The sequence below is a fragment of the Kitasatospora sp. NPDC057223 genome, from assembly GCF_042669755.1.
GTDB lineage: Bacteria > Actinomycetota > Actinomycetes > Streptomycetales > Streptomycetaceae > Kitasatospora.
In genome coordinates, this window is the sequence record NZ_JBHUWW010000005.1 from 130,491 (window position 1) to 146,761 (window position 16,271).

General features: G+C 70.4%; 15 protein-coding genes. 5 read left to right on the plus strand and 10 right to left on the minus strand.

Translation table 11 applies throughout. From position 1 onward, the window contains the following. Positions 1-449: 449 nt before the first annotated feature. Entirely contained in the window at positions 450-1,529 is a 1,080-nt protein-coding gene (locus tag ACFUK0_RS03930; RefSeq protein ID WP_380246426.1) for a HEAT repeat domain-containing protein, read from the minus strand. A 477-nt stretch (positions 1,530-2,006) separates the two neighbouring features. Next, on the minus strand, positions 2,007-2,798 hold the full coding sequence (locus ACFUK0_RS03935) for an alpha/beta fold hydrolase (RefSeq protein WP_380246427.1): 792 nt from the start codon (positions 2,796-2,798) through the stop codon (positions 2,007-2,009). A 126-nt stretch (positions 2,799-2,924) separates the two neighbouring features. Here ACFUK0_RS03935 and ACFUK0_RS03940 point away from each other — a divergent pair, with 126 nt between their 5' ends. The 3 genes from ACFUK0_RS03940 to ACFUK0_RS03950 all read left to right on the plus strand — a co-directional run bounded on the left by ACFUK0_RS03940 (position 2,925) and on the right by ACFUK0_RS03950 (position 6,208). After that, entirely contained in the window at positions 2,925-3,587 is a 663-nt protein-coding gene (locus ACFUK0_RS03940; RefSeq protein WP_380246428.1) for a TetR/AcrR family transcriptional regulator, read from the plus strand. A gap of 339 nt (positions 3,588-3,926) precedes the next feature. After that, on the plus strand, positions 3,927-5,021 hold the full coding sequence (locus tag ACFUK0_RS03945; RefSeq protein WP_380246429.1) for a ParA family protein: 1,095 nt from the start codon (positions 3,927-3,929) through the stop codon (positions 5,019-5,021). After that, complete coding sequence (locus ACFUK0_RS03950; RefSeq protein ID WP_380246430.1) at positions 5,018-6,208, plus strand: ParB/RepB/Spo0J family partition protein; 1,191 nt, start codon at positions 5,018-5,020, stop codon at positions 6,206-6,208. Before ACFUK0_RS03945 ends, ACFUK0_RS03950 begins: the two co-directional genes overlap by 4 nt. Positions 6,209-6,875: 667 nt before the next feature. Here ACFUK0_RS03950 and ACFUK0_RS03955 read toward each other — a convergent pair. The 4 genes from ACFUK0_RS03955 to ACFUK0_RS03970 form a co-directional block, all read right to left on the minus strand. Then, entirely contained in the window at positions 6,876-8,366 is a 1,491-nt protein-coding gene (locus ACFUK0_RS03955) for a hypothetical protein (protein WP_380246431.1), read from the minus strand. 49 nt (positions 8,367-8,415) lie between these two features. Continuing rightward, positions 8,416-8,940: a hypothetical protein gene (locus ACFUK0_RS03960; protein WP_380246432.1), complete on the minus strand. Its 525-nt coding sequence runs from the start codon at positions 8,938-8,940 to the stop codon at positions 8,416-8,418. 178 nt (positions 8,941-9,118) lie between these two features. After that, the gene (locus tag ACFUK0_RS03965) at positions 9,119-9,682 is read right to left on the minus strand and encodes a hypothetical protein (protein WP_380246433.1); all 564 of its coding nucleotides are present in this window, start codon (positions 9,680-9,682) and stop codon (positions 9,119-9,121) included. Positions 9,683-10,029: 347 nt separating this feature from the next. Then, a complete protein-coding gene (locus tag ACFUK0_RS03970) occupies positions 10,030-10,467 on the minus strand; it encodes a PH domain-containing protein (protein WP_380246434.1) in 438 nt (145 codons plus the stop codon). A 505-nt stretch (positions 10,468-10,972) separates the two neighbouring features. On the opposite strand from ACFUK0_RS03970, the gene ACFUK0_RS03975 reads away from it, so the two are divergent. After that, complete coding sequence (locus tag ACFUK0_RS03975; protein WP_380246435.1) at positions 10,973-11,206, plus strand: hypothetical protein; 234 nt, start codon at positions 10,973-10,975, stop codon at positions 11,204-11,206. 152 nt (positions 11,207-11,358) lie between these two features. Here ACFUK0_RS03975 and ACFUK0_RS03980 read toward each other — a convergent pair whose 3' ends face one another. From ACFUK0_RS03980 to ACFUK0_RS03995, 4 genes are all read right to left on the minus strand, one after another. Then, positions 11,359-11,646, minus strand: coding sequence for a hypothetical protein (locus tag ACFUK0_RS03980; RefSeq protein ID WP_380246436.1), 288 nt, complete (start codon positions 11,644-11,646; stop codon positions 11,359-11,361). A gap of 321 nt (positions 11,647-11,967) precedes the next feature. Next, a complete protein-coding gene (locus ACFUK0_RS03985; protein ID WP_380246437.1) occupies positions 11,968-13,230 on the minus strand; it encodes a hypothetical protein in 1,263 nt (420 codons plus the stop codon). Further along, complete coding sequence (locus tag ACFUK0_RS03990) at positions 13,223-14,764, minus strand: alkaline phosphatase D family protein (RefSeq protein WP_380246438.1); 1,542 nt, start codon at positions 14,762-14,764, stop codon at positions 13,223-13,225. The genes ACFUK0_RS03985 and ACFUK0_RS03990 overlap by 8 nt, the downstream gene beginning before the upstream one ends. Positions 14,765-15,183: 419 nt before the next feature. Continuing rightward, positions 15,184-15,681, minus strand: a complete 498-nt coding sequence (locus ACFUK0_RS03995) for a hypothetical protein (RefSeq protein WP_380246439.1) — start codon at positions 15,679-15,681, stop codon at positions 15,184-15,186. A 194-nt stretch (positions 15,682-15,875) separates the two neighbouring features. Here ACFUK0_RS03995 and ACFUK0_RS04000 point away from each other — a divergent pair, with 194 nt between their 5' ends. Further along, positions 15,876-16,154 carry a hypothetical protein gene (locus ACFUK0_RS04000; protein WP_380246440.1) on the plus strand — a complete coding sequence of 93 codons (279 nt, stop codon included), beginning with the start codon at positions 15,876-15,878 and terminating at the stop codon, positions 16,152-16,154. Positions 16,155-16,271 lie beyond the last annotated feature (117 nt).

The following is a 16,271-nucleotide window of genomic DNA, read 5'->3' on the forward strand; positions in this document are numbered from 1 at the left end:
ACTTCCGTGTGGTCAGCGGGTGTACGGCATAGAAGGCCGACAGGGACACCACGGCGACGGGCTGCGAGGGTGCCCCCGCCACGAGCGACGCGGCCGTCTCCCCGACGTTGGTCAGCTCCTCACGCGGGTTGTACGGAATGTGGGCCGGCAGCACCGGCTCCACGCTCGCCGGCGACCGCTTGCCCTCTCCCGCCTTGATCTCCTGACGGGTCCGCAGCCAGCGCGGACACTCGTCCTCCTGCTCCTCGGCGAAGCCTTCGACGCCGGCGACCCCACAGCTCATAGGGTCCTTCCGGATACCGACGCGACCGCCATGCCGTACGTCGGCGCGGCCTACCCGGAGCGCACCACGAAGCTGTCGAGGTAGCCAACCACCGGAGCATCGATCACGTGTTGCGGTGACCTGCGGCACCGCCGGCGTTGCCGAAGACATGCGCGGCGACGTCCTGTCATGCCTGGTCGCTCCGACTCCTCGCGCGGTAGTACCAGAGGGCGGAGGTCCGGTGGTCGTGCTTCGAGAACACGTCGAGCGGTCCGACCCGCTCGTACGCCTCCTCGGTCCGCGGGTGGTCGCGGCGGGCCAGTGCCCAGGCCGCCTCCAGGAGCAGATCCTTGTCCTCCTCGTCGAGGAGCGCGAGGAACGCGTCCAGGACGGGGGCGCTCCGGTCGTCGTAGCCGGAGAGGGACTGTGCGGCGCGGCGCCGCACCCCGAGGATCTCGTCGCGAATCAGCAGGAGCAGGGCGTCCCGGACAGCCGGCTCGAGTCGCTTGTCGGGCGCGGACCACGAGGGGAAGGCCTCGGCGACGGCATGCCGGACCTCGGGCTCGGGATCGTGGACGAGGCCGAGCAGTGCCGATGCGGCACGCTCCCGGTCCAGGCAGGACACGGCCGCGCTGCGTACGCCCGGATCGGGATGGCCGATGTACCGCAGGCCGATGGCCTCCTGCTCCGGATGCCCGTGGCCGGTGAAGGTTTCCAGGACGGCGGCGAGGACCTGTCCGTCGGGCTCCTCCTGTGCCCAGGACGCCAGGAACTCGACGTCCTGAGCGAGATCCGGTGGGCGGTTCACCGGCACGAAGAGGTTCCGGTGCAAGATGACCTCAGCGAGGAAGCGGCGGCATGCGGGATCGGGTTGCTGCCGCAGCGAGGTGAGCTCGGACCAGATGCGTGGACCGCGGCGCTGGCCCAGGTAGTAGCTAGCGGCGAACCAGTTGCTGTCCCCTACCTGGGCGTGCGGGACGGCGCGTGCCATCACTTCGCCGGAGGGCGGGAACACGCCGAACGCCCACTCGAGGTGGGTGAGGATGGCGCCGTGGCCGTCCCGTGCGGTGCGACCGCCGAGGGAGAACTCGTCGATCGTGTCACCGTGAGGGTCGTCGACCTGGCGCTTGACCGCTGACTCCGTGGCTCCGGTCCGGCGGCGCAGTTCTTCGACCACACCCGTCTCGTGCCAGTACCGGGCCAGGTCCAGCAGTTCCCGCCGGGAAGCCTCGGGCAGGCGAACCTGAGGTTCGTTTCCGAGCGTCATCAAGACCAGCGTGGGGGAACCGGTGTCGACCGCCCGCAGCAAGGGGGTGCCACCACCCGGAAGCTCGCGGTCCTGATCAGCACCCCCCTCGACCAGAACTTCAGCGGTGACGTGATCGAACCTGCCCACGGCGGTGCAGAGCAAGGGCAGCCCGTCAGAGCCCAAGGTGTCCGGCGCTGCCCCCTGCTCCAGGCACGTCCGTACCGTGTCGGTGTCCCAGGCGATCACCGCGCTGACCAACCGGCCGGCCAGGTCCAGCGACGAATCCGTCAACGCTCCCCCTGATGGTGTGTTCGAAGCGAGCAACGTACCGGAAGCAGCGAGCGGGGGCCGAGGCTTATTCGACCGCCGACCTCGACGACGGCTCCCCGCTCAAGACCCTCTCAGGGCGGCGACGGAGCAGCAGAAGGCGGTCCCGTGACGGCCGCGACGCGTCCCATCGGGTGGGAGGGGATCCCTGTCGGCCGGCCGGACCGGTCAGTGCTTTCGGTGTCGTGCGAGGAAGTCGCCGATGAGCTTCGCCCACTCCTGCGGGCGTTCGGCGAACGGCAGGTGGCCGGAGCGGAGTTCGGCGACCTCGGCTGTGGGGATGGCCGCGGCCAGCTCGCGCTGGAGGGTCGGCGAGATGAGCGGGTCGGCGGTGGTGACGACGACGAGCGTCGGTACCGCGATGCCGGCGAGGTCGCCGCGGACGTCGGCCCGGCGGACCAGGTCCACCTGTTCCGGGGTGCCGACGGGCAGGTTGGCCGCGAGCTGCTCGGCGGCGGTGTGGAGCTGGGCGGGGGTGAGGGAGTTCAGTACCGGTTCACTGAGTGCCATCAGGTTCAGGTACTGGGCGAGCACGGTGTGCTCGCCGGATTCGAACAGCTGGTGCCAGACGGAGGCGGCGAGACTGGTGCGGGTGTCGGCGTGCGCGAAGGTCGCGCTCAGCACCAGTGCGGTGACCCGCTCGGGATGGCGCGCGGCGAGGCGGATCGCGACGGCTCCCCCGAGCGAGTATCCGCTGACCGCGAAGGTGTCGAGTCCTTGGGCGTCGGCCGCCGTGGTCAACTGGTCCACGAGTCCGTCGATCTCCAGAGGCTGGTCGGCCTTCGGGGTGGCGCCGCTACCGGGGTAGTCGACCCCGACGACGGTGTGCCGCGCGGAGAGCTCTTCCATGATCGGCCCGTAGTTGGCCTCGGTTCCGCCGCCCGCCCCGTGGGCGAGGAGGAGGCCGGGACCGGAGCCCCGGACGGTACGGGCGAAGGCGGTGGATGCGGTCATGGTCATCGCGGTTCCCTCTCGCTGGATCGACAGGCACCCGCTTGGCTTTAGCGATCGCTAAAGCCAAGCAGTGGCCAGACTCTAGCAGAACAGCTTTAGCGATCACTACGGACTGGGCAGTAGGCTGCCGTCATGAGCAGCGAACGCACTCCGGCCACGACCCGCCCCCGGCAGAGCCGACGCGCCTTCGACCGTGACCACGCCCTGGCCGCCGCCCTGCGGGAGTTCTGGACCCACGGCTACGAGACGACCTCGATCGCCGCGCTCACCGCCGCGATGGGCATCAACCCGCCGAGCCTCTACGCCGCCTTCGGCGACAAGCGGCACCTGTTCGACGAAGCCGTGCAGCTCTACGCCCGCACCTACGGAGCCCCGCTGCCGCAGGGCCCGGACGCCCGCACGGACATCGCCGCCATGCTGCGGCACATCGCCGCCGACTACACCGACCCGAGCCATCCCCCCGGCTGCCTCATCATCACGGCGGCGGCCAACTGCGGCCCCAACTCGCAGGACGTCAAGGCCGAACTGCGCGACATGCGCGAGGCGACCAAGGCCGCGCTCGCCGCACGTATCCGCGCCGACCTCGACGCGGGGCTGCTGCCCACGCACGTGGACGCCGACGGACTCGCCGCCTTCTACGCGGCGGTCGTCCAGGGAATGAGCCAGCAGGCGTGCGACGGAGCGGGGCGCGAGACGCTGGACCGCGTGGCAGACGCGGCGATGGCCGCATGGCCGGCTGCACCCACCTCATCGGCACAGACATCGGCACCGGCATCACAGCCGACAGCCCACTGAGGACCGCCCGACCACGACCACCCGACCTCGACCGTCCGACCACGGCGCGGAGAGTACCCCCGGGGGTCAGGCTTCGGGCAGTCCCCCCGAGATGGATCGTCGACATGCCACACGCCGTCCAGCCAGCGAACTGCGATCCAGAAGTAAACGCCGTTTACACGTATGAGCATTCTTCAGACGCAACACGCAACTCCCCACGGCCTCCGAACCGCTTTGCGCCACTATGGTGACGCCATGGCATCTCCACCCTCCGAAGGCGGCCGGGAAAAGGTGGCATCCAAGCTTCCTGTCGCCCTTCGTCAGGAACTCAAGACCAGATCCGCTCAGCTCGGTATCGACATGCAGGACGCAGTCACCGAAGCCATCGAACAGTGGCGCGCTCGCCCCCCCGGTAACAACCCCACCCTCGACACCACCGGCGCCGAGAGCTGGAACACCGTGCTCCCGGCCGGCCTCTACGACGACTTCAAGGCCGACTGCAGCAGCAGGGACATCTCCTGCGTCCAAGGCTTTGCCCAGGCCGTGCGTGCCTGGGTCGACTCCCACGCCGCACTGTGCTCCGAAGTGACAATCCCCCGGTACACGCGCCGCATCATCGTGTGCAACCAGAAGGGCGGGGTGGGAAAAACGACCGTTGTCGCAGGAATCGGGCAGGCCATAGCGCTTGGACTGCCCGCAACGACCGGCGGATCGAAACTGCCCGCACTGCCCGGCCGGCGCACGCTCCTGATCGACTACGACCCGCAGGGGCACCTCACCTCGCAGCTCGGTGTCAAGCAGATCGCCCCCGGCGACGAAAGCCTCGTGTCGCACATGGTCGAGCGCGACCGCACCGTCGGTACGCTCCTCGACCACGTCGTGCCGATCGCGCCCGGGTACTTCGACGGGCGCCTGTTCCTCCTGCCGTCCAGCTTCGACGCCTTTCTCCTCGACTCCCGGCTCGGCTCGGTCCGCGGCCCCCGCGAGGCGAGCCTCCAACGCGCTCTCGGTTCGCTCGAGGAGCACTTCGACACGATCGTCATCGACGCTCCCCCGAACCTCGGCCTCGCCATGGACGCCGGCCTCTACTACGCGCACCGCCGCAAGAACGAGGCCGCCGGTGCGTCCGGCGTCCTCATTCCCGTCGAGGCGGAGGACTCCTCCGCCGACGCCTACGCCATGCTCGACAGTCAGATCCGAACGGTCAGCCTCGACTACGAGGTCGAGATCGACCGACTCGGCCTCGTCGTCAACAAGTTCGACAAGCGCAAGGGCTACGTCACCACGCACTCCCTCGACAACTGGCAGGCGCTCGGCACCCCGCCCGTCGTCGCCGTCGTCCCCGACCTCAAGGAGCAGCGCGAGGCCGTGCACCTCAAGCAGCCGCTGCTGATGTACGCGCCCACCTCCATCCAGGCGCAGCGCATGCGTGAGATCCGTCGGAGGCTCGGATGAGTATCGCGAAGAAGCTCGCGGGCGGCGGCGGGTCCTTCGGGGCACTGACCCAGGGCGAGGCGCGGGGGCGAACTGAGGCGATCGCACGCAGCGATGCCCTGGACGCGGCCGGGCGCGTGCGGCGTTCCTCCCTCGCTCCGGTGTCGTCGATCGTGTTCAACCCGCTCAACCCGCGCAGGACCTTCGTGGACGAGACGATCGACGAGCTGGCGGAGAGCCTGAGCCGGCACCAGATCGTGCCGATCACGGTGGTCAGCCGAGACGCGTTCCTGGACGCGCACCCGGACCAGGCCGCCGGGATCGGCGGAGCCGACTTCGTGGCGCTGGACGGCAACAGGCGGCTGCTCGCCGCGCAGCGGGCAGGTCTGCCCAATCTGCGGGTGGACCTGAACGACGACCTGGTAGCCACGGCGGCGGACATGGTGGAGGCCGCACTCGTCGCCAATGCGCACCGGGAGGGTGTGCTTCCGTTCGAGGAGGCGCAGGCGATCGAGCAGCTGCTGCTCACGGTGTACGACGGCAACCAGGCAGCGGTTGCGCGCAAGCTCGGGAAGTCCCGGGCGTGGGTCGGGCAGCGGCTGGCGCTGCTTCACCTGACGCCGGAGCTTCAGGAGCAGGCCGGCACGGGTGAGCTCGCCATCGAGGACGCCCGCAAGATCGGGGCCGAGGCGAGGGCGGGCAAACTCACTACCGATGAGCAGCTGGAGCGTGGGCGGGCGGCCAGAGAGGCTGCCGCGGAGAAGGAGAGGGCGAAGGCTGTTGCCAGACTGGAGCGGTCCGCGCCGCCGGGCCCGGTCTTGCCCCGCCCCACCGGTGATGTAAACGCCGTTTACTCCGAGGCCGATGACGGGACTGCGAATATCGGGGAACCCGGCGCTGTGGACGGCTCCGAGTCGCGATCGGTGGCCGAGCTGTCCGTGCTGGAGGCGGTTCTCCTCGTCGAGCAAGATGTAAACGCCGTTGACACGCCTGAGGTGCCGGAGCAGCGCGATGCGGCTGTGTCCCCGGCTTCGGGGCTTGTGACCCTGGAGGTGGACCCGGACGACTTCATCCGGACCGCACAGGCGATCCACGCGGCGATGGACGTGGCGCAGGCTGTGCGGGTGGCGTCGGCGTTGCTCACCATCCTGCAGCGTGAGCCGAGCTTCCCGGAGATCATGAGTTCGGTCCGGAACAGGAATTCCTGAGACGGTTGCTGTTGAGGCCCGTACCCCGTCGTGGGGGTGCGGGCCTCCATTGTGTTGGCGAGTGTGTTGGCGAGCGCTCGGCCAGTCGAGCCGAGCGGGCTTACGGCGATCGCTGAGCTGCATCGGGGAGCGACGAGGGGATGCGGGTACAGGCCCGTCTTGAATGCCGATTTCACGTCCAGCCGACTGCGGAGTTACCTGGGCAACGTATACGAACATGGTCGGCGGCCGATCTTGCGTGGCCTGTCGCAAAAATCGACCTCCTCAAAGGGCCCTCAGGGAGCCGAACTCGACCCCGCTGGTGTGACGCGACCTGGACAGGGCTCAGCGTCCGCGAGAGGGCCTTTCTGGCCCTTTCGCCCGCTGTCGACCCCCGAACATTCCCCTCGGTGGCCCGTCCGGCTTCTGTACCTGCTGCGCAGTCGGTGGCAGTGGCTCGTGTCGCTTTTGGCGTGCGGGAATGCGCTCGACCACCCGGCAGTCCTTGGTCACGGGTAGGGACCAGGCGGCCGTCGACCATCAGAACGGTGTCCTTGCGGAACCGCTGCCGGGCCTTGAGCGTGAGGCAAGGCCCGACCGGGTCTGCCGCAGGGTCACACGGGCCGAAGTCTCTCAGGCCCCACCGACACGTCTCCGCAGTCGGGCCGCCTGGAGGAGCGGACAGCCCTCAGTCGTCGAGTGCCGCCACCAGGCGGTGCATCACCGACGGCGGCAGGACCGGGTTGGCGGCGGCCTGATGGGCGAGTTCCCCGTCGTCGAGGAGTTCGGTGAGCCGTCGTGGCGGCAGGCGTGGGTGGCGGGCGGCGTCGGCCCGTACGTCCGGGTCCGAGTCGGTGGTCAGCCGGTCCACGGTGGCCGCCGGGGCCTGCGGATCGAGGAGGGCGAGCCGTCGGAGCATCGGGTCGGCGGCTTCGGCGTGGCCTGCGAGTTCTGTGGTGGGGAAGTTCGGACGGGTTGTCAGGCGCCACCGCTCACGGCCGGTGTACTCCAGGAAGCTGCGGAGCAGCAGGTCCGCCGGGGCCCGGGGATGGTTCTGGGCGAGCAGGACCCGTACTCCGAGGTCGGGGTCGCCGGAGAGGCGCGTCACGAGGTCCGGGGGCAGGGCGGGGTCGGAGGCGGCCTGGCGGCGGAGCACGGGGTGGCTGCTGAGGGCCAGGCGTCGGGACTTCGCCGAGTCGTACAGCCAGGCGGGGATGTCGGAGCGGCCGAAGGTCTGGTCCGAGTCGACCTGGTAGTCGATGGCGGCGCGTTCCTCCTCGGTGAGCGCCGGGTGCAGGGAGATCCGGGTCCGGACCGCCGGGTGGGGGTCCTCAGCAAGCTCCCGTCGCTGCTGTGCCGTCAGTTCCGGTCGGCTCGCCACCGTTTCACGCACGTGCGGGTCCGGATCGCGGGCGAGCAGCGCCAGGACGTCGAGCGGGAGGCTCGGGTTCGCGGCGATCATCGCCAGGTCCTCGCGTCCCGCCGGCGCGGCCAGTACCTGTTCCACCACGCGGCGCGAGAGCGCTCCGTGCAGCAGCAGGTGCGTTCGGGCGTGGCAGGGCCGATCCGGGAGCGCGCGCTCGACGTACTCGGGGTCGAGGTGCCTGCCCTTCCCCTGGGCGTTCTCGCGTACCTCCTTGTCGGGATCGGCGAGCAGCGCCGACCGTTCCCGCACTGTCAGCTCCGACCACCAGTTGCAGGCGTAGGCCCTGACCTTCGGCTCCGGATGCGACGGAAACGTCCACCGCGCCGACCTGGGGACCTGCCGGTAGAGGGTGCCGAGGTGCTCCTGGTCGTAGGTCGTCAGCATCCTGACCACCGTGTGTTCCGGGAGCTCGCTACGCCCGTGCTCATAGCCGGGTCCCTGGCCGAGCCAGGCGCAGACGAGCCAGTGCGGATCCTCCACCAGCCGGGCGCGCTGGGCCGGGTCGACGTGCGGGTTGGCGGCGAGGAACCGCCGGGTTCGGTGGTCGGGGTGGGTGAGCACCGCGTCCACCACCTCCCGTGGCAGGTCCCGGTCCCGGCAGAGGGACATCCGTACGACGGCCGAGTCGCACGCGAGCAGGCGGAGCAGCACATCTGTCGGCGCGGAGGGGTTGAGCGCCACCCCGGCGAGCCGGCGAGCAGGAAGATCGGCGGCCTCCCAGATCGCCTCGGCCGTGTGCGGACGGTTGCTCATGACCGGCGACTCCCCTGATGGTACGAAGCGGCGATTCTAGCCCCGGAACTCAGGTGTCCGCGGCGCTGGTCGCATGTGCGCGGCGGGGGCGGGCGGGCGGGCTCGTCCGGCCTCCGGGCAGCGAATCCGGCCCGCCGGTACCGGGAGGGTGACTCCGCGCCCGGAGGAGGCAGCGGCGTCCAGCCCGGCCGGCGCGCTGCAGTGCCTCGTCGTCCTGCACGCTCGCGAAGAACCCGCCGCCCCGGCGGGCGAGGGCGGGTTCGGCGTGGATCCGGGGAAGGGCAGGCGCGGCGGCGGAGCCCATCCGCCGCAGGCAGTCCAAGACGCCACGGCCAACGGTCGAGTCGTTCTCCTCCCACACCTCCAGCAGCCCGGACAGAACGACCTCGGCCTCGGCCGGGCCGCCGATGTCGTGGATCGCGGCGGCGGCATGCATCCGGGTCCAGACATGGCCGGCTGCGAGCATCTGCCGCAGGCGGGGCAGTGCTGCGGCCGCCGGGGCTCCGATCCGGCCGAGGACTTCGGCGGCGTCGTGGTTCTTGTCAGTGTCGAGCAGGGCGGTCAACCTCGGCACGGCATCTGTTGATCATGAGCCGTACCGTGCCACGGGACACTGACAGGGCCCGTCGGCGATCGGCAGCCCGTCGGGCACGATGATGTTGGCGGCGTTCAGCACTTCGAACGGAACGCTCGCGGCCACGACGGCGGCGTCCGGGAGGACGCCGGCGATGCTGCTGCCCCACTACCCGGATCTACTCCATCACCATGGCCAGGAGCACCACGCAGAACCCGGCAGCCAAGGTCATCACCAGCACGGCGGGCGCCTTCTGCAACCGGCGCGGTACCGGGCGGCCGAGCCCGCGGTAGCCGATGAGCAGCCCGGCTCCGACGATGGCCGTCCCCATGACGGCGGCACCTGTCGGGAGGACCATGCCGTTGCCGTAGATCCACGCCTGGCCGTGGACGTACCGCGCCCGTACCGAATCCGGGTTCGTCCGGCACCACCAGGGCTTCGTGGTGCTGCCCTTGCACGAGTTCGACGTCAGGTAGGCATCGCCCGAGCCGCCTCTCAGCTCGATACCCGAGACCGCCGGACCGCCGCCGTCCGGCTGGAAGTCGCCGTAGCAGTGGTGGACCGTACCGCTGCCACCGCGGTCGGTGGTGTAGGAACGGTCCTGGCAACTCGTCACTTCGAGCATCCCCCGCTCACCGGCCAACCCGGCGCCGGCCAACGTCTGTGCCCCGAAATGCCAGACCACCCAGAGCCCCAGAGCCACCACGTTCAACGCGAGGTACAACAGACCGAACCGCCGCACAGTGCCCCCACCTTCAGCTGCCATCCGTCCACGGTAGAACCGGGGACCGACAGCATCGGCCCCTACGGAAGACCGTCCGGACCGGGGTGCGGTTCCCATTCGAACGGGCCCGGTGGCACCCGGTGGCGGTCGTCCAGGGCGCCCGAGGCGCGGACGGCTCAGCCGACTGCACGCCGGCGAAGCGAGGAGCCGTGGCCCGGACCGCAGCACGGCGGGCGAAGCCAGGCGGGGCCGGGCCTCTCGGAACTGCCGACGCCGCCCGGCGCGATGCGCGCGGGCCATCAGGAGCGCGCCGCGCGCGGGCGTCGGAAGCATGTCCGGGGCCTCGGCGGGTTCAGGGGCCGAGGTCAGAGGGATCGGCTCTCCGGTGATGCGGACATCCGACGCCTCGCGTCGAGAAGTTCGGCGGTGGTACCGGCGTACCCCTTGCGGCCGGTCATGCGGTCCAGGCCTGTCGGCTGGACCGCGGAACAGCCGATGCGGCGTCCGTCCTTCAGCTCCACGACCAGGCTGGCCTCCAGGTCGAAGCCGGCTATCGCGTCCCACGGCAGGACGTGGGTGCGCAGGAGGTTCCTGATGGTGAGTGTCTCGGCGGTCGCGACCACCCGAATCAGGAACATCCCGACGCCCAGGGCGGCCGTCGCGAGGAACACGGCGATGCGCCAGGCGGATTCCCGGTCGGGGAATCCGGCGAGGATCGACCGGTCAGCCACCGCCAACACCACGCCGATCAGCACGAGAATGATGCCGGCGGACCGGTAGTAGGGGTTCCTGTAGACGTTCATTGTCCCTCAGTGGGTATGTGTGGACGTAGAGGTCGGCGCACCCGATGGGTGGTCCGTCACGCTGTGGCGGCCCCTCAGACGGCCGGCCCGCCTCGCCCGACGCACCAGGGTCCGCCCCAGGACATCGAGGAGCAGACCCACGACAGCGAGCGCGAACAGGGCCACGGTCATGCTGCTGCGGACGGGGGAGCCGGGCATGAAGGCCATCAAGCCCGTCCCTACGGTGAGGATCACCTCCCAGGCGATCGAGTCCCTCCAACGGCCGGACCACATTCGGTCGAACATGCCACACCCCCCTGCCCGGTGGCCGCCGTACGCGCCCGACCGGACTCTACCTCCGGCCGGAACACAAACGCCGGGCCCGAGCGATCAGAACACCGGGTGCATCCACGGCACCACGTCCACGGCATCCACGGACAGCGCCACCCTGAACACGTACCGCCTCTGAGACGGACCAGATCGACCTGTCGGAGGAGAGGCAATGAAGGGACCGGGGCTCCGCTCAATGACCGTTGGTTCCCACGAGAGCGACGACGACCTACAACCGCCGCACAACGAGGTGCCGGCACCGCTGCCCGGGCTGCGCTTCGTCGCGCGGGGACCTGGGGTCGCGGTCGCCGTCACGCAGATCCGGGCCCACTCGACCGGCCGGGAAATCAGTGTGGCGGTCCGCTTCACCCTCGCCCACGTCCAGGCCGAGCTGATCGGCACCGGCTCTCGGTGCGGGGCATCGTCATGAGGCCGTGCGCAGGTCACACTTCCCCGAGACCCCGGTCGGACTTCGGCGAGACGGGGCACAGGTGTCCCACGACAGGCGATCTTGACCGATTGACAGGCGAACCTGATCGCTCGACCGGTGCCCAGTAGCCCGGCTTCGATCGAAGGGGCTCCTCAGAACGGGAGACCGATGTCCTCGAGCAGGCGCAGGACCTTACGCCAGCGGGGGGCGGTGGCGCGCCAAAGCCTTTCCGCTTCCACGCTGGCGCGGGTGACGGCCAGGTCCCTACCGGTGGTGCGGACCATGTCGATCCGGTGGGTGCTGTGCGTCAGAGTGTTGAGATGGATCGGGCCGATGCCCAGACAGGACGCGGCTTCCTCCTGGGTCATCCACTCGCCGCCCTCCGGGAGGTCGCAGCAGGAGAAGGGTATCTGCGGGAGATTGTCCGTCCAGGTCGTCACGCAGGCATTGTCGCCGACATCGAGCACAAGGCCGACGCCTGGCCCCAGGGAACGAGCAGCCGGACCGAACCGGCCGGGCCGAGCCTGACCCGGGACCGCAGGGGACGATGACCGCCCGGCTCAGCCTATGCGAAGGCTTTTGACGACCGCTTGCGGCCGAGCAGGGACGGCCGGCCCGACGGCCTGGACGCTCGATTCCGGGTCACCCTGGGGGGATCCGACAGAGGTGGCGGCGAACCGCGTTCTCGCGCGGTTACGAAACCGTCTGTCGGATCACCCCGACCGGGGCAGCCCGGCGGACGTCCGCGAGTCGAAAGGGCGTCACCAGTCCGAGTTGGCCCCGCCCAGACTCAGCAGGACCTGGTCGAAGGTGTTGCCGTCGTTGTCATCGGTGTACGACATCGCGAGGGTGCCGAACGGGGAGGACGCCACCGAGAGCTGCTCCTGGCGGCCGGTCGTGACCTGGCTGACGGACTGGGCCGGCAGCCGGCCGGTGAAGGTGCCGTCCGGGTTGAGGCCCCGGGCCCAGACCGCTGGATCGGTGCCGGCGACGCTCCAGCCGACCACGGCGTGGCGCTGGTCGTCGATGCCGACGGTGGGGTTTCCGGCTCCGGCCGCGCCGGAGATCTCGACCTCGGCCGAGCCGGCGGTGCCGGTCGCGGTGAACGATCGGGCCCAGACGCCACGGGTTCCGGTGTGATCGGACTCCCATGCCACGGCGAAGTCGCCGTTGAAGTCGGCGGCCACGGCCGGGCGCTGCTGCTGTCCGACGGCGAGGCTGTTGGCGCTGCGGCGGGTGAGTGTGACGGCCCCGTTCGCCTTGGCCAGCTTCACCAGGCCGATCTGGTAGGAGCCGTTGTTGTCGGTGTCCTCGTCCCAGACGACGACGGCGTCGCCCGAGGCGGAGGTCGCGACGTCGGGGTTGTGGTGTGAGCCGCCGGCCGCGTTGACCGTCACCTCGTAGGCCTTCGTCGTGGTCCCGGTGAAGCCTGCTGCCTTCACCGTCGCCGCCGCGGTGCCCTGGGTGTCCTCCCACACGACGGAGAAGGCGACCGCGGTGGTGCTGTTCGGCGCACCGTCCGGATCGACCGCGACGCGCGGATGGACCTGCTGGCCGTCGGCGCTCGCGTTGACCCGACCGGAGCCGAGGACGGCACCGGCCGGGGAGAGCGCCCGGTAGACGATGTTGTAGAGCCCGTTGCCGTCCGGGTCCTCCGCCCACACGACGACGGCGTTGCCCCGGTCGTCGAGCCCCACGTCGGGCTGGAGGTGCCGCCAGGCCTCGCCCGCGGTCCCGCCGGCCGAGAGCTTCTCCTCGTAGGCCGAGACACCGTTGCGGAACATCCGCACCCACACGTCGCTGTGCGCGTTGTCGCCGGCGTTGGTCGAGTCGCGGTCGTCCTCCCAGACCACCGCAACGTCGCCGAGGCGGTTGGCCGCGATCGAGGCGGAGTCCTGGTCACCGGTGGATTCGCTGTTCGCGGTCACCCAGGACGAAGGGCCCGCCGCCGATGCCGGGGCCACCATGGCGAGGACCGCGGCGAAGCCGGCGAGTGCTGCGCCGAGTACTGAGAGCTTACGCATCGGCCAACCCCGGCTGTCCGTCGTGGATGATGAAGGTCCGGGCGGTGGTCGCCGCGGCGCCGTGCTCGGTGACCGACGCCACCGACCGGAAGTCGGCGGTGAGCTGCGACGGCGTGATGTGCGTGCGGACGTAACCGCGCCGGTTGGAGTAGAAGCGCAGGTGCGGGTTGAGCGATCCGTTGGGGATCGCCGTGGTGGCGCTCCCGTCGCCGCCGCTGGTGACGGAGGTGCAGACCAGCTCGGAGCCGATCGTCGCCGACGACGGATCGGCGTAGTCGGCCTTGAGGTCGTTGCCCCAGGACGCGTGCACGTCGCCGGTGAGGACGACGGGGTTGCGGACGGCCCGGTCGATGATGCCCTGCTGGATCCGCGCCCGGCCGGCGCGGTACCCGTCCCAGGCGTCCATGTTCATCGCGCCGGCCGAGTTCACGTTGCGGGCGAAGAAGACCTGCTGGCCGATGAGGTCCCAGGTGCTGAGGTGCTGACCGAGTCCGTCGAGCAGCCATGCTTCCTGGGCCGCGCCGGTGATGGAGCGGCCGGCCAGATCGGCGTCGGCGCAGACCTTCGTCCCGTCGCCGCAGGCCTGGTCGTCGCGGAACTGACGGGTGTCGAGCATGTGGAACGTGGCGAGGGTGCCCCAGCGGACCCGACGGTAGAGCTGGATGCTGTTGCCGGAGGGCGTCGCGGCGGCCCGCAGCGGCATGTTCTCGAAGTAGGCCTGGTACGCGGCGGTGCGTCGCGCGGTCCACTGCGCCGCCGTCAGCACGGGGCTGCTGTCGGCGCGGACCATGTTGGCGTAGTTGTTCTCCACCTCGTGGTCGTCCGGCACCACCAGCCACGGCGCGATCGCGTGCGCGGCCTGGAGGTCCGGGTCGGTGCGGTAGAGCGCGTAGCGGCGGCGGTAGTCGGCCAGCGACACGATCTCGCTGCCGAGGTGCTGGCGCACCCCGCCGGTGCCGGCGCCGCCCTCGTAGATGTAGTCGCCCAGGTGCAGGATCAGGTCGGGGCGGTCGTCGGCCATCCGCCGGTAGGCGGTGTAGTAGCCGCTCTCGTAGTGGGCGCACGAGGCGAAGGCCATCGTGAAGTCGCGCCCGACGGTGCCCGGCGCGGGCGCGGTGCGGGTCCGGCCCACCGGGGAGATGAATCCCTGGGCCCGGAAGCGGTAGTAGTACTCCGCGTCCGGCGCGAGTCCGCCGGCCAGCGCGTGCACCGAGTGGGCCTGGGCGTAGCGGGCGGTGACCGTACCGGAACTGACGAGGGTGGTGAAGTTCTGGTTGGTCGACACCTGCCAGTCGACGGCGACGTCGGCGTTGGGCATGCCGCCCTGACCGTCCGCGTTGGTCGGCGTGGGAGCCAGACGCGTCCAGAGCACCACACTGCTGTCGTCCGGATCCCCGGAGGCGACGCCGAGTGTGAAGGGGAAGGGAGTGGTGGCGGCGGCCGAAGGCTGGGCCATCGCCCCGAGCTGGAGCGCAGCGGTGCTCGCGGTGGTGAGCCCGCCCAGGATGAAGATTCGGCGACTTAAGTTGGTCATGGCCGCACATGCTCGCGGACCCAGGTGAACTTCCGCCCTTGCGATGGAGGTGGTCAAGTGACTGTTCAGCGTCATGAATTGGTGAGCGTGTGGGTTGGCGACCCGCCACCCCGACCGGACACGGATCGGGGTTCGGCGGCCGCTTCGCCACTCCCCCGGACGGCCGGCGCCGCCGGCGTGTGCGGCCTGCCTGCTGGTCCCGGCGCAAGGTCCTCGCCGAGGAGCAGGACCGGCACCTCCTCGAACGCCGGGGCCTGATCCACCCTCCGCCGGCTGATCCGCCCACCTCAGCTGAAGCATCGTCATAGAGGACACCGTTGCCGTGCTGGTCGCCCCCTGGGAGCCCGGTTCGTCCGGGCCCCGCGCTCCCGTTCGGGGAACGGCGCCCTGCCCCTCGCGGCTCCACGCTAAGACCGTAATCATCCCTCATGCGGAGTGTCGGCCCGTTTCGCCGACTCGGCGGTGACCTGGCGCAGCAGCACCGTCGGCGACGGCATGACGGCGTACCAGGTGTTGGCGCACTTCTCTGCGGCTTCGGCCGGGGCCCAGGCGGCCACCACCGGGAGTTCGCAGTGGTCACCCGCCTCCAGCGGAGGAAGCGTCCAGGACATGCCGTGGTGGCCGAAGTCCACGCCCCAGGTGGTCGAACGGTTGGGTATCTCGTCGATCAGCGCGGCCCACCGCCGGGGCGCCTCCCCCTCGTCAGCGGCCCAGCAGATCGCTTCCTCGTCGTGCCCGCCGACGGTGAGCCGGGTCGTCTCGTCCTCGACCGTGATCGCGGCCAACGCCTGGCCGCCGTCCCATCCCACGTCGGCACCGTCCGGAAGCCGGTCCGGCAGACCTGCCGAGAACTGCACACGGCCGAGCGGCGCGAGGGCGTCGATCCGCCAGACCGCCGCACGGCAGGGGAGCAGCACCGCCCCAGCGTAGTGGGGCCCGTCCGACAGAGGTCTGCCGGGCCGGACGACACCTGCCATGCGCCTGAGCACCGACGACTGCCCCATGGATGCACACGGCCCGTGCGGTACGGCCTGCCAGGATCCCTGGACAGAACCTGGCCAGTGCTCTGACCGGGAGCGTTCGCCGGATGGGCCCGGGGTAGCCTGCGCCCGTGAAGGTCTATCCCCTCTGGCACATCAGCCACCAGAACGAAGCCGGCCCCGACGACGAGACGATTCACCTCGACGACGGAGGCGTGTTCATCGACGAGCAGGACGGCGACGACGTCAAGCTGCTCGGCATCTACTCCTCCGAGGCCGCGGCCGAAGAGCGGATGCGTCGCGCGCGTCGTCTACCGGGCTTCGCCGACGAGCCAGAGTGCTTCCGGATCGGGGAGTACGACCTCGACGAGGACCACTGGGCCGAGGGCTTCGTCCGCGTATCGGTCTAGGTCGGTCTTCCGCAGCACACGATGCGGGTGCGGGAACAGGTCGGCGGGCGGGTGTCCCGGTGGAACGCCGAATCCGCCGTCGGGGGCTTCGGCCCGGCCCGGTCCGCGGTTCAGCGC